The 13472-nt window shown below is 51.9% G+C and carries 9 protein-coding genes; 2 read left to right on the top strand and 7 right to left on the bottom strand.

Annotated features, from left to right (window positions below; genetic code table 11):
• Positions 1-116: 116 nt before the first annotated feature.
• On the bottom strand, positions 117-1748 hold the full coding sequence (locus EFB08_RS01980; protein ID WP_123125222.1) for a glycosyltransferase family 39 protein: 1632 nt from the start codon (positions 1746-1748) through the stop codon (positions 117-119).
• Positions 1749-1912: 164 nt separating this feature from the next.
• Here EFB08_RS01980 and EFB08_RS01975 point away from each other — a divergent pair, with 164 nt between their 5' ends.
• Complete coding sequence (locus tag EFB08_RS01975) at positions 1913-3841, top strand: hypothetical protein (protein ID WP_123125221.1); 1929 nt, start codon at positions 1913-1915, stop codon at positions 3839-3841.
• 108 nt (positions 3842-3949) lie between these two features.
• On the opposite strand, the gene trxA is transcribed toward EFB08_RS01975, so the two are convergent.
• The 3 genes from trxA to dnaE form a co-directional block, all read right to left on the bottom strand.
• Positions 3950-4276 carry a thioredoxin gene (trxA, locus tag EFB08_RS01970; protein WP_123125220.1) on the bottom strand — a complete coding sequence of 109 codons (327 nt, stop codon included), beginning with the start codon at positions 4274-4276 and terminating at the stop codon, positions 3950-3952.
• 266 nt (positions 4277-4542) lie between these two features.
• On the bottom strand, positions 4543-5280 hold the full coding sequence (locus EFB08_RS01965; protein ID WP_123125219.1) for a hypothetical protein: 738 nt from the start codon (positions 5278-5280) through the stop codon (positions 4543-4545).
• Between the two features lie 173 nt (positions 5281-5453).
• Positions 5454-9089 (bottom strand): DNA polymerase III subunit alpha, encoded by a 3636-nt coding sequence (dnaE, locus tag EFB08_RS01960; protein WP_123125608.1) that lies wholly within the window; start codon positions 9087-9089, stop codon positions 5454-5456.
• Positions 9090-9367: 278 nt separating this feature from the next.
• Here dnaE and EFB08_RS01955 point away from each other — a divergent pair, with 278 nt between their 5' ends.
• Entirely contained in the window at positions 9368-9676 is a 309-nt protein-coding gene (locus EFB08_RS01955; protein WP_123125218.1) for a DUF3817 domain-containing protein, read from the top strand.
• Positions 9677-9724: 48 nt separating this feature from the next.
• On the opposite strand, the gene EFB08_RS01950 is transcribed toward EFB08_RS01955, so the two are convergent.
• From EFB08_RS01950 to EFB08_RS01940, 3 genes are all read right to left on the bottom strand, one after another.
• Positions 9725-10618, bottom strand: a complete 894-nt coding sequence (locus tag EFB08_RS01950) for a cyanophycinase (RefSeq protein ID WP_123125217.1) — start codon at positions 10616-10618, stop codon at positions 9725-9727.
• Positions 10619-10832: 214 nt separating this feature from the next.
• Positions 10833-12023, bottom strand: a complete 1191-nt coding sequence (locus EFB08_RS01945; protein WP_123125216.1) for an SDR family oxidoreductase — start codon at positions 12021-12023, stop codon at positions 10833-10835.
• A gap of 213 nt (positions 12024-12236) precedes the next feature.
• Complete coding sequence (locus EFB08_RS01940) at positions 12237-13316, bottom strand: AI-2E family transporter (RefSeq protein WP_123125215.1); 1080 nt, start codon at positions 13314-13316, stop codon at positions 12237-12239.
• Between the last annotated feature and the right edge of the window lie 156 nt (positions 13317-13472).

The raw sequence follows: 13472 nt of genomic DNA, 5'->3' as shown, positions 1-13472 counted from the left end.
ACTGATGTGCTAATTGGGAGTGTGTGACTAGGTCTGTAAACCATAGGTGCAGGTAGTACCTGTTTTTAACCTATTTTTAATAAAAGAGGCCGGAAACGTATCCGGCCTTTATTCTTTTACTGAAGGGTGTCTGTGGGAAGGTAGAAGAGTTTCACCTTGCCTTTTTGCCGAAGGAGTTGAGCCGAAGGGAAGAGCGGCAGAATATCCTTTTCCCGCTGCTTCACCATTAGTTCAGGATGTTCCAGCACGCCGTTGTTGATCAACAGGAAGGTGGTGTCTGCCGCTTGCGCCGTAGGGTTGGGGTAGGAAGCGTATTTCAAAAAGGAATAGTTTTCTGGAACGTCAAAGCCATAGAAGTATTCATAACGGCTTAACATCACCGAATCCATGAGGACCACATACCTTCCGGTAGGGTGTTTCAGGTGCTGGTCTACCACGCTTTTCTGTTCAAAATAATAAGATACCGTAGGCTTCAGCATGAAATAGACCGGCCTAATGCAAAGGACCACTGCTACTGCCAGCAAACCTAACCACTGGGGCCATGGCTTTTTCCAGAGGAACAACCCCGCGAAAAAGGCTGCTAAAGGAGCGTACATGACCATCATGTTCTTATCGGTGAGCAAAGCGCAACTACCGAAAAGGAGAGCGAGGAGGAGGTAGTGGTTGCGATTGTTCCAGATTTGTTCTATGGTCAAGCCCGCAACCAGGCAAAAGGCAGGCAAAAGGGGGTGAAACATGCGCGGTACCAAAGGCATGGGTTTGTAAAAATCTACCGTGGCGGTCCCGAACCAAATGGGCAACAACATCCCCAATAGGGCAAACAGCCAGAAACCCAGCGGAGCGCCTAAAGAGGAGAGGTGCCGTTTTGTTGAGGCAAAAAATAAAAGGAGGGTAAACACCAGCGGAATTGCCAGCCCTGAGCCAATGAAAAATAGGATGGGGCCATAAGTGAGGCGGGGGAAAAGGGTAGCTGATCTGGTGTCTAAATAGGCCTGCTTTGTCTCGGCGGTGTTAGTGGCTTTGATGTCATAGAACCGCTGAAACGCATCGCCCGAAAAGATTTTGTACAAAAGAAAGTACCCACCTAAAAGCAAGATGCCGGTGAGGGCCGCTGCCGCCCAGAACCGCAAGTTCTTGCGCCGGAGGAGGTGATACAGGAAAAGGGCCAGGTAGAATGGAACGGTATAGACAATGGTCTCCTTGGTGAGAAAAGCCAGCAGATTCAGGGTGGCAAAAGCCATTCCCCAGAGAACTTCCTTTTTTACCGAAGGCAGAGGTTTTCTGGCTTTGTAAAGCACCAAAAGGCAGGCCGTGGTAAAAAACAGCAGGATGTTGTCTGGGTAGAGGTAATTGACGGTATTCAGCTGAAAATAATAGAGGCCGAGCAGCACCAAAGCCCAGGAAGTAGCAATAGGGTGGTCTTTCCGTAAGGTAAGATACAGCAAGAGCAAGGTGCCCAGGGTGCACAGAAGCGGCCACAGAGTGGTGGTGTACACGTTCATTCCCCAGAGCCAGTAAAACAGGGCGGTGGGCACAAACACCATGAACCGGTGGCAAAAGGAGTAATCGTCAAAGTGAAAACCGCCGTGCAGGAGTTGGTGGGCGTAAAGGCTATAGGAATAATCGTCCCCGAAATAGAAGCCTTCGTGCTCCAGAAAAAAATACAACAGGGTAAAGGCGCAGACAGCCAGAAACCAGAAGCGGGCCGATGAGAAAACCCGGGGAATTACCGAAATAAAAGAATGCACAGGCCAGAAGGTCTTGAAAAAGCCGGAAGGTCGGGAGAAAGTTTACACAAAGCAATGGGTATTCCTTTGGGAATGGGCATTTTAGGAACGAACTTTGTGTCACCACACACGTGTTAGCGCAGAGTTGCGTTATTCCGGGAACAGATACTAAACCAAGTGCCTACATGAAGCTAAGCATTACCCGCTCCTTCCTGCTTTTCCTGCTGCTGTGTGCCTTTACCGGCCAGGCACAGGACATGATCCAAACCCGATTGGGCTACAATTACCTGGACAAGTTTGAGTTCACAGACGAGTGGCAGTACCTCACCACCGACATGTATTTGTTCAACCCAGGCCAGTTCACCAAAGTAATCAATGAACTAGAGCAGGGAACCACTAAGGCCCGCCGCCGCGATTACATCAACCTGGAGTCTTTGTTTATTTCGGCGCAGCTCAAGAACGCCAAGCTGTTTGGGCAGGAGCCGGTGGTCTATCCGTTGTACAATTTCGCGTTGGAGCCGGCCAATGACAAAAAGAATTACTCATCGCGTATCTCGGACAACATTGAGGCCATCCGGATCATTGACAAACTGCCGCTAGCCGCTGATGAGCGCAACATAGACGCCACGGTAGAAGCTAAACTGTTCACCTCAGATAGCCGCGAACTCTTCTTCAGCCTCATCGCCAACCAGCTCACCAATATTTCCAAATTGATGACGCCTCAGGCCGCCATGTTGTCATTGGTGGGGGAGTTCGGGAACCTGATCAGGAACAGCGCTCAGCGCAAGGAATATAAATTCAGCTCTACCATCAGGCTCTACGAAGGTCAGAACTTTGACACGCGCCTGCACTCGGTGCGGGTGTACGTGTTTGTGCCTTCTTTTGCGAAACTGCCCGCATTACGCACGGTTCGGCTTACTGAGCTGCTGAGCAACAGCCCGCAAGGGTTTGAACGCCAGAAACTGGAGGCGGCCCTCAACTTCAAAGACTACCCGGTGCTGGTAGTAGCCAACTACAAATCGCTCTACAAGATGGATGCTTTGACAGGTAGCGACATCACCTCGGAGACCATTGAAAAACGCCGCGTGCGCATTGAGCAGGCCTACACGGCCGGCTTGGTGACTGACGATGCCTACAAGCAGGAAAAGCTGTTCGTGGAGTTCCTGCGCAATTTCAGCGACCTGAAGCAGAACCTGAACAACTATCGGCTTAACTACAAAAACAATAGCCCTGAGGCCAACGCCAAAACGTTGTTCACGGTGGTGCAGGACTACAAACGCCTAAAAACCCTGGCCTATCAGCGTGACCGGGAGTTTTCCCGCAACCACACGTACCAACGTATTTTCAAAGGCGAGTACAACTCCATCCTTTCCAACGCCGATAGCTACATGGAATCTGACTACAACCTGAAAAACGGTAAAGAAATGGTGAATACCCTGCTGGATCTGGATCAGGAGCAGGCTAAAACTTACTCCATCGCCCAACGCGAGCAGTACCTGAACAAACTGTATTCAGTAGAGCTGCCCAACCCCGAGTTCCTTGCAAGCACCCTGGAGGGCGAAGGGTTGTCAAAGCACCTGAACCGGCTGGAGTCTACCTTGTACAATGAGGTGTACGCCAAAGAAGTCTCCCGCCTGCGCGATATGGCCCCTACCGAGGAGAACATCACTTTCAGGAACAACTTGCTGGAGAAAGCCAACGCTACCAAGTGCCGTACCTGCCGCGAGGAAGTGAAACAAGCCGCCCGCCTTTTCAACCAACGCCTGGACGAGCAGCTGCTGGAAAAGGAAAAGGCCCGGCTTCTTGACCTGAATCTGCAAGTGGAGCGTAAGATCCTGGGCTACCTGAAAAAGGATGATTGTATGGAAAACGCCTTCAAAACGCAATACCCCGCCGAGTCCCTGCCGGAGTACGTGCAACGGCTCTACGAAAAGAAACTGGAACTCAGAAAGCACATAGGGGAGCTGGAAGCACTCTACAAATCTCCCCCCAAAGAGCTGAAGCTGGAGGAGGTAAAAGAACACAACCAACGCCTTAGCGGATTCCTGCGTCGTCTTGACCAAGGCTACGCCGATATCTGCACCGCCGAGAAGAACCTCTGCGGCTGCGACTAGCCTCTAAGATCGAGTTCCTTTTTGGGCCATTTTCTCCAAAAAAGGCCTGAAGCAGAAAAGCCTCTCCGGTGAAGGGGAGGCTTTTCTGCTTGTAAACTGACAGGTATATTATGCTAACTGACCGTCTAATTTCTGGGCCAATACGTTCTTAGGAACTGCGCCTACTTGTTTGTCTACTACTTGTCCGTTTTTGAAAACAAGCAGAGTAGGGATGCTGCGGATACCAAATTTGGCAGAAGTTTGCGGATTAGCGTCTACGTCTACTTTACCCACTACCACGCGGCCTTCATAGTCGCCGGCCAGTTCTTCTACTACCGGACCTACCATGCGGCAAGGTCCGCACCACTCTGCCCAAAAGTCTACCAGTACAGGTTTATCTGAATTGATGATCTCCTCGAAGTTCGCATCGGTGAGCTCGATTGCTTTATGTGCCATAATTTTCGGTTTATATAAGTATCAAAAATGATGAAAGATGCCGTTCAAAAATAGAACCAACTCCCTTTGAACAGTAAAACTAACGCATTTGTGTCAGGTTTGTCACTATCCTAAAGGATACCGTTTCGAGGCTGTTTCCCGGAAAGCGAGGCAGAAACGTAGTATATCTACTGATTCATACGGAAAAGGTTGGGCCTGAGGAAGAAAGAAGCTGAAATGACAGAATGGCGGGGTCTCAAGCGGGAGAGAAGGAGCGTTTCCTGACTTTAGGATGCCTCCTCCAGCACCTTCCTGGCAGGTACTTGCTTCTCTTCAGCCACGGTAAGAAGGGTAGATAAATGCCAGAAGGTAAGAACCAAAACCAGCAGCCACAGGGCATTCCAGACATTCACCAGCACCGGACTCCCCAGAATTCCGGTTCCGGCTAAAACACCTTGGTGGAGCAGGCCATTAGCCAGTTTGTTCATCAACACCGATTCTGCCAGCAGCGGGACCATTAAGAAGCCAGTGAAAACAAAGAGCCGGTATTTGGGATGCAGTAACTGCCAAGCCCTGATGAGCACCGGCACTGTGAGCAGAAAAACAATCACCATTTCCGTTCCCCAGGACATTACCGTCATTGACGTTTTCTGGATTATCTGGCGGGTAATAAACGATTCATCACCTTCTCGGTTCAGGACCGGTAAAATGCGGCCTAATGGCAGATTGGCGAACAGCAAGGCGAATCCTATTGCCCGTTGCCCTGCTGTTTTCCGGCAGGACATCAGCCAGAAAGCCACCCACATAAGCCCATAGGTGAGGAAAGGCCCTGCAAACGTAATCCAGGCAATGGTGACGGAGGGCGGACAAGCCGTGCAAACTTCCCAACCCTCAAAGTCCCGCGTTCCGAAGCATCCGCACAAAAAGTACCCGGTTAAGATGTGAACCAGTTCATGCAGCTCATGGCAGATGAACAGAAGTGCCAGAAATGCAATGGTATTCTTTGGAGTAAGGTGAAGACGCATGGCGGTGTTTCGATAGGTTTTCTCCTGGTGAATATAGGAGAAAGCCTATAGCCTAGATGAATCAGGTTCTAGTTTTTGGATTGGTTTTGTGAAAACACTCCAAAAACAGAAAAGCCCGGTTGAGGAAGCGATCCTCAACTGGGCTTTTAATCATTGTGGTACTTGCTACTGTTCTAAATCAACTGGCAGGTAGCTACTTCCAAATCCTTCACATTGTTCAAAAACGCTTTCGGGTCAATGCGGTAACGGCGGGAGAACAGTTCCACGGATAGGCGTTCGCCGGGCTCGGTGAGTACCAGTTCCAGCTTCTTTTGGCCGGGGCTGTTGATGGCGGCTTCCTCCAGGCGGTCAATGAGCATGGCGTTGATGTTCCGGATGTCGATGTCCATGCGCACGCCTTTGGCCATTTTATCAGCTACGTCACTTAGGAGCTGCATGGAGATGGGCTTCAACTCCCACTGGTCTTCAGATTTATAGCGGAGCGTCACTTTGGCCCGGATGAACAGGTACATGCCTTCTTTCACGTAGGGCGAGAATTTCACGAAGTCTTCCCCAAACAAGGCTAGACCCATGGTGTTATCGTAGTCCTCCAAAGAGAAGAGCAGGAACGGGTTGCCATTTTTACCGGTGCGCATGACCACGTTGCTGATGATGCCGGCTACGTTCACGTCACGGTTCTTGAACTCCGCAATACGGTCCAGGCTGCAGGTGCAGTACGAGTCAATCTCCAGCTTGAACTGATCCAGCGGGTGGCCTGAGAGGTAGAAACCGATTACTTCCTTCTCGCGGCGAAGCATCTCGGTCAATGTCCAAGGCTGTACGTCTGGTACTTTGGGCAACGGCATATCCACGGCTCCACCGCCACCGAATAAAGACTGCTGGGCGGCGTTTTTCTCGGCCTGGAATTGGTTTCCGAAGCGTACCGCCTTTTCAATGAGGTTGATGCTTTCGCCTTCCGGGGTTTCCAGGTACTGGGCGCGGTGATAGCGTTCAAACGAGTCGAAGGCTCCTGCCTGGGCCAGGCTTTCAAAGGTCTTCTTGTTCACGGCGCGCAGGTTCACGCGCTTCGCGAAGTCAAAGATATCGGTGTACGGACCGGTTTTCTCGCGCTCCTCGATGATGGCTTCCACGGCGGCCTCGCCGGTGCCTTTCACGGCACCCATCCCGAAACGGATTTGCCCCTGCTGGTTCACGTTGAACTGGTGGATGGATTCGTTCACATCGGGCCCCAATACCTGAATCTGCTGCTTGCGTGCCTCCTCAATAAAGAACGTCACCTTTTTGATGTCGTTCATGTTGTGGGTGAGCACGGCGGCCATGTACTCAGCCGGGTAGTGGGCCTTGAGATAACCGGTCTGATACGCAACTACCGAGTAAGCAGCGGAGTGCGAGCGGTTGAAGCCGTACTGCGCGAACTTCTCCATCACGTCAAACACCTCAGAAGCGTGCTTGGCCGGAATGTTATGGATCTCTTTGGCACCGGCCACGAATTTCTCGCGCTCCAGGGCCATTTTCTTCATGTCCTTCTTACCCATCGCACGGCGCAGCAAGTCGGCGCCTCCCAGGGAGTAGCCCGCCAGTACCTGCGCCGTTTGCATAATCTGCTCCTGGTACACCATGATCCCGTAGGTGTTCTTCAAGAGCGGTTCCAGCAGGATGTGCGGGTACTCCACTTCTTCCTTGCCCTGCTTCCGGTTGATGAAGTTCGGGATGAACTGCATCGGGCCCGGCCGGTACAAGGCGTTCATGGCAATCAAGTCTTCAATGTTGGTCGGCTTCAGGTCCTTAAGGTACATGCGCATGCCCTCGGACTCGAACTGGAACGTACCAATGGTATCGCCACGCTGATAAAGAGCGTAGGTCTTCTCATCGTCCAGCGGAATGTTATCAATGTCGATCTCCACGCCGTGGTTCCGCTTGATGAGCGCCATGGCATCTTTCAGGATGGACAGGGTTTTGAGACCCAAAAAGTCCATTTTCAACATGCCCGCACTTTCAATTACCTTTCCGTCAAACTGGGTCACCAATAGGTCAGAGTCCTTGGAGGTGGACACCGGGATGTAATTGGTGATGTCATCTGGCGCGATGATCACGCCCGCCGCGTGGATGCCGGTGTTCCGAACGGAGCCTTCCAGTTTCTCGGCTAGTTTTAGCGTTCTGGCCTTTAAATCGTTTCCGTCCCGGATGGCGGCCAGTTCCGGCGATTCAATGAAAGCTTTGGCCAGCGTGGTGCCCGGGACTTCCGGGACCATTTTGGCCAGTTCGTTCGCCTCTGACAATGGCAGATCCAGCACCCGCGCCACGTCTTTGATAGACGATTTGGCGGCCATGGTACCAAAGGTGATGATCTGGGCCACCTGCGTTTTGCCGTACTTGTCTACCACGTAGTCAATCACGCGCTGGCGGTTCACGTCATCAAAGTCAATATCAATATCGGGCATAGACACCCGCTCCGGGTTCAGGAAACGCTCAAACAGCAGCGAGTACTTAATCGGGTCGATGTTAGTGATCCCCACGCAGTAGGCCACGGCAGAACCCGCCGCCGATCCCCGACCCGGGCCCACGGCCACGCCCATGCTGCGGCCTTTGTTGATGAAATCCTGGGTGATGAGGAAGTACCCCGCAAAACCCATGGTCTCAATGATGCCCAACTCGTAGTTCAGGCGTTCCTCTACCTCGGGTGTAATCTCGTGGTAGCGCTTCTTGGCGCCTTCAAAGGTTAAGTGGCGCAGGAACAAATCGGCGGTGGGGTGCTCCGGAGGCAGCGGGAAGTTGGGCAACAGGATATCGCGCTGCAGCTTGGGCGGCGTAATCTTGTCCACGATCTCGTTGGTGTTGTCTACCGCAAACGGAACATCAGAAAACAGCTGGTTCATCTCGGCCTGGTTCTTGAAGTAGAACTGGTCGTTCGGGAACCCGAAGCGGTCTTGCGGACGCGGTTTCTGCTGTTCTTCTTCAATGCGGTACAACATGCGGCGCACGTTCTCGTCATGGCCGTAGGTGTTTCTAATGTTGGTCAGCGTATCATAAATGACCTCGCCGCTGCCGGACATCATTCTGAAGTACTGCGTCTGGAAATCACCCACGGGCACAGTTTCCTGCTCACCGGTATTCACGCACAAGAGAATGTCGTGCGCGTTCCAGTCAGACTTCTCCACGTAGTGGGAGTCGTTCGTGCAGATCACCTTGACGTTGTACTTAATAGCCCACTTTAAGAGCACCTGGTTCACATCTTCCTGGCTCAGGCCGGTGCCGTCAATGTTCATGAGGCCGTGGCGCTGAATTTCAATGTAGAAATCGTCGCCAAACAAATCCAGCCACCATTTGAGCAGTTTCTCGGCTTCCTCTTCGCCTTTCCAGAGAATGGCTTGGGGTAGTTCCGCACCTATGCAGCAGGAGGTAGCGATGAGGCCTTTGTGGTATTTCACCAGCAGTTCCTTGTCAATGCGCGGCCACTTGCTGTACAGACCGTCAATGTAGGAGTAGGAGCAGAGCTTGGCCAGGTTCTGGTAGCCTTCCTGGTCTTTGGCCAACAGCAACTGGTGGTGGCGCACGTCTTTCTGCTCTTTGGTAAACGTCTTCTGGTGGCGGTCATTTACCAGGTAGAACTCACAGCCCACAATGGGTTTCACGTTGTACTTGTTGGCCTCGGCCACGAAGTTGAACGCCCCAAACATGTTGCCGTGGTCGGTCATGGCGATGGCTTTCATGCCATCGGCCGAAGCCTTTTTCATGAGCGCGCCAATGCTGGCGGCTCCGTCTAGCAACGAGTACTGGGTGTGGGTATGGAGGTGGGAAAAATCTGGCACAGCGGTAAATAGTCTAGAGTTCTGAGTCTTGAGTCCAGGGTTGAAAATGGACCCGAAACGGACTACGAAGATACAAAGAAAACACCGGAGCGCGGCGGAAAAGTTGCCCATTTAATTGGCGCTTTTGCCCTGTTTTCCGGAAATCAGGCCCTAAACGGAATAGGGGAGAACTGACCTGAAAATCAGGGTGCCGAAGCAATTATCTGGCGACCGATTGGTAATGGGCGTGAGGTTTAGACGCTTGTGGCGTACCTTTGCGTTTTCAAACGTTTCCTCTTATGCATTTTTCCTTCGATACTCCTCTCAACCGTTTCCGGTCCATTGCCATTCTGGAAGGTATTTCGTTTTTAGTTTTGCTGATCATTGCTATGCCCATGAAATACCTGGCCGGTATCCCAGAGCCGGTAAAGTACGTGGGCTGGGCGCACGGCGTGTTGTTTGTGCTGTTTGTGGGTTTGCTGCTGCAGGTGTGGGTGAAATACAAATGGTCCTTCTGGAAAGTAGTTATGGCGTTCGTTGCCTCGTTGATTCCCTTCGGAACGTTTGTGCTGGACAAGAAAATAGCGAAAGAAGAACAAGAGGGTTAAACTTGTTTCGGGGCCGCTTTCTGGAAATCTGCCCCGAAACAGGAAAGGTTACTGCAGTTGGATTCTTTGGTACGGCGGAATGACGTATTTCTCCTCGTCACCCAATAAGTGCACCTTCAGGCCTTTGGCGGTGAAGGGCTGGCCGTTCTCAATGGCGTAGATGTTGGTTTCGGTGAGGCCCATGCCATCTACCACGGTGACCAGGCCGCTGCCCACCACTTCTATATTTCCTCCGTCGGTGACCAGGATGGCGGTGTCTTCTTCCAGGCCAATGCCAATACACTCTGGGTTGGTGCAGATAGCCTGGGTCATGCGCACAATGCGGCCGCGGGTGAGAAAGTGGGTGTCAATGGCTACGTTTTTGAGAAACTCCAGACCGGTAGTCATTCTTACATCGCCTTTAATATAGCCTCCCTCAGATTCCCCTTCATAGATCATGGGCGTAGACATGGCCGTAGCGCCGGCGCTGGTTCCGGCAATGATGATATCTGAGAACATGTACCGTTCTTTCAGAATCTGCAGCACATCGGTGCCACCCAGCAGGGCGGTGAGCCGAAGCTGGTCGCCGCCGGTCATCATGATGCCCGCAGCCTTGGAAATCAAGTTTACATATTCTGGTTTGTTGGCGTCCTGGCGGGTGCGGATGTCTGCCACCTGTACATTGTGGATGCCCAGATCCTTGAAAAGGGCCACATAATCCTGGGCCGACTCCTCCGGAATCTCGGAGGCGGTGGGGATGATTACTATCAACGGTTCTTTGCCCTTCAGTTCAGAAACAAATCGTTTCATGATCTGCTCCCCTATAAAGTTGATGTTCTGGGTTTGGTCTTTCGGCTGGCCTCCTCCCTTGTCTTCCTTGCCGCCAATCGCCAATAATTTTCCTTTCGGGATGATTTTTGAAGCCCGTGATTCAGGAACCTTAACTCTTTTTTCGCTTGCCATACCAAAATAGTGTAAGTGTGTCTTGTTAAGGGGGTATTTCCTATACGGAGAATTAGCACTTTGGTGGAAAGAAGTTGAAGTATCTGTATGCTGATGTTTTTAATTCCTGCCTGAAAGAAACCCGAAAAAGCAGAAAGGGTACTCCCGGTGCCGAAGCCCAGGAGTACCCTTCTCATGCAAAAAGGAAGCGAGTGAGTCGCTTCTCTAGGTTAGTCTATTTTAAGTAAGGGTCTCTTCCCAAAGTGCCGCCGGATGTTCCTTGGTAAGGATCGTTCCGGGGAGTAGCGTCATTATTCAGGTAGCTGTCATCCTCCACGTAAGTGGTAGTCACGATGATAGCATCTACTTCTGGCTGAGTGTCTCTATTGGAAGATCGGCCGTTTTTAGGAAGGCTGAGGTTCTTCAACGCGTTCTTGTTCATGAGCGCATACACAGCAGCTCCGGCGGCCACAAACAAGGCGCTGGTAGCTACCGGGTGCATCACGGCACGGGTGTACAGGCTGGTTTTCATTACGTAGCCTTTGTGGTTTCCGTGCACGTTGCCATCATTGGAAGGACGGTGCAGGGAACCGGCTCTGTTCACGGGCGGCGCATCTTCCAATTGTTCTTTGCTCATGATCTTGGAACTGATCCAATCCATGGCTCCCGGGAACCGTTTGTTTAAAGCGCTCATCGCCTTGGCGCCTCCGCCTACCATGATGTCGCGGTGCGGGTGCACGGCGGCGTGCAGAATAGCGGCGGCTACCTCCTCAGGCGTATACACCGGAGCGGGAAGGGTAAGGGCTTTGTCTGTGTAGTTTTTAGCGTGTTCTGGGTAAGGGGTGTCAATTCCGGCGGGTTTGATCAGGGTCACCGAAACCGGAGCCTTTTCTTCCATCAGCTCAATGCGCAGGGCATCGGTGAAGCCTTTTACGGCGTGCTTGCTGGCAGCGTACATGCCTTGGAGCGGGATGCTGATATCAGAAACCTCGCTGCCCACGTTGATGATGGCGCCGCCTTTGTGGCTGAGGTGCTGGGCCGCCACTTTGGAGCCGTACACCACGCCCCAGAAGTTGGTGTCAAACAGACGGTGGTTGTCTTCGTCGCTTACCTCGGCAATGCGGCCGTAGATGGAGACCCCGGCATCGTTCACCCAGGTGTCAAATCCCCCGAATTCCTGAATGGCCACGTTGGCGATCCATTGCACTTCTTCTTTGCGCCCTACATCGGCTACGCAATGGAAGGCCTGTCCGCCCTCGTCTCTGATCTGCTGCTCAATGGCCAGCAAGGCTTCCCGGTTGCGGGCGGCCAATACCACCTTGGCGCCTTTTTTTGCGGCGGCCAGGGCTGTTGCCAACCCGATTCCGCTGGAGGCACCCGTAATAACAATTACCTGTTCGTTAAGTGGTTTTAGTGAATATTTCATGTCTTTTAGTTGGGAATGTTGAATTATTTCAAACGACAATAGGTATTTTTTTACGGGGACTAGTCGCTTAAGATTCAAGAAGTTCTAAGAAGTGGGCAATTGCCCCGTGCAGGGAGAGTGTTTCTACCGTTCATTTTGGGGGTGTTTTCTGAAAATAAGCCCCAAAAACCGATGGTGGAGAAAGGGTGCATTCCGGGTCTGGAGAAGTTACGTTTAACTGAATGTCTGTTTCAGTTTCTTCAGCCAGCCGGGTTCTTTTACTTCGTTTCCCAGCAGAAAGCCGTACGGATGGAGCGGTTGTACATGGTCACACAGAATCTTTATCACGGCGAACAAAGGCTCAAACAGAATCATGCCCGCCACGCCCCAGATCAGTTCCCCCGAGACCACCGCGATAATGGTGAAAATAGGACTGAGGTTTAGTTTTGCGCCCATCACAATAGGTTCCACCAGGTTGTTATCCAGAACCTGAGCCACTACCAGTACTCCCATGGTGGGAAGTACCATTCCGGTAGAGCCACCCACCAAAGAAAACACCAAAGGGAACACGGCCCCCACAAACGCCCCCACGTACGGAATCAAAATAGGTAGGGCCGCGATGGGGGCAAGTAGCAAGGCATTCGGCAGCCCAATGATGGAGAACCCAATGGCATAAATGACGGCAATAAAGACAATGGAGATCAAGCGGCCCGCCAGGTACTGCCCCGCTACTTTCGTGATCTGGTTCAGCACCTGGTTCACCTCTGCGTGACGCTCTTCCTGGTACAGCCGTAGGAAAAACTCGCGGTATTTCTCCCGTTTCCAGAGCAGGAAGAACATGTACAGCAGCACCAAAGCAAAAGAAGTCACCAAGCCCAAAGAACCCTTCAGGATGCTGGTGCCTAATTGGTTCGCCGACTGCGAGAATTTCTGGATCTGTTCCTGCACCACCTTGATCTGCTCCTGCGGCGCCACGCCAAACTGCTGCCTGATCCATTCCTGCACGCTGGCCACCAATTGCTGTAACTTGGGTTGCATCTGGGGCCAGTCTTCGGAGATGGTTACCGCTTGCGCGATGATGAGCAGTAAGACTCCGGCCAGAAACAGCAGAATAAGTAAGATGCACAGCAACGTAGACGGAATTCTGTCTACTCCCCAACGCTCCAGCTTCCGGGCTACCGGTAACATCAGCATGGAAAAGAGCAGGGCAAACCCCACCGGAATCAGGAACAACCTGCCGTAATACAGAACAACCACCCCTAGAAAAGCTAGGAGCAGCATGGCATTTACACGAGGGAGGGTGACGTTTTTCATAGTATTAATTCAGATAATACGTTTTTGCCGAAAAGAGTTGAGGTTCTTCTGGGAAGGAGGTTGGAGGTGATAATCAGGGGGATGTAGAAAGTTTTAGTGGCTTAGAAAAATAAGGCACAAAAGCATATGCATATGCGATAGTGTATTTAAGGGCCG

The sequence above is a fragment of the Rufibacter latericius genome (genome assembly GCF_003721515.1).
Lineage (GTDB): Bacteria > Bacteroidota > Bacteroidia > Cytophagales > Hymenobacteraceae > Nibribacter > Nibribacter latericius.
Note: the sequence above shows the minus strand (reverse complement) of the source record. Positions and strands in the feature narration are given on the sequence as shown.

What these genes read in the sequence shown, in the direction of transcription:
- EFB08_RS01965 (WP_123125219.1), bottom strand. Translation starts at nt 5,280, where the DNA reads ATGCGTCTTCACCTTACTCCAAAGAATACCATTGCATTTCTGGCACTT.
- EFB08_RS01975 (WP_123125221.1), top strand. Translation starts at nt 1,913, where the DNA reads ATGAAGCTAAGCATTACCCGCTCCTTCCTGCTTTTCCTGCTGCTGTGT.
- trxA (WP_123125220.1), bottom strand. Translation starts at nt 4,276, where the DNA reads ATGGCACATAAAGCAATCGAGCTCACCGATGCGAACTTCGAGGAGATC.
- EFB08_RS01945 (WP_123125216.1), bottom strand. Translation starts at nt 12,023, where the DNA reads ATGAAATATTCACTAAAACCACTTAACGAACAGGTAATTGTTATTACG.
- EFB08_RS01955 (WP_123125218.1), top strand. Translation starts at nt 9,368, where the DNA reads ATGCATTTTTCCTTCGATACTCCTCTCAACCGTTTCCGGTCCATTGCC.
- EFB08_RS01950 (WP_123125217.1), bottom strand. Translation starts at nt 10,618, where the DNA reads ATGGCAAGCGAAAAAAGAGTTAAGGTTCCTGAATCACGGGCTTCAAAA.
- EFB08_RS01940 (WP_123125215.1), bottom strand. Translation starts at nt 13,316, where the DNA reads ATGAAAAACGTCACCCTCCCTCGTGTAAATGCCATGCTGCTCCTAGCT.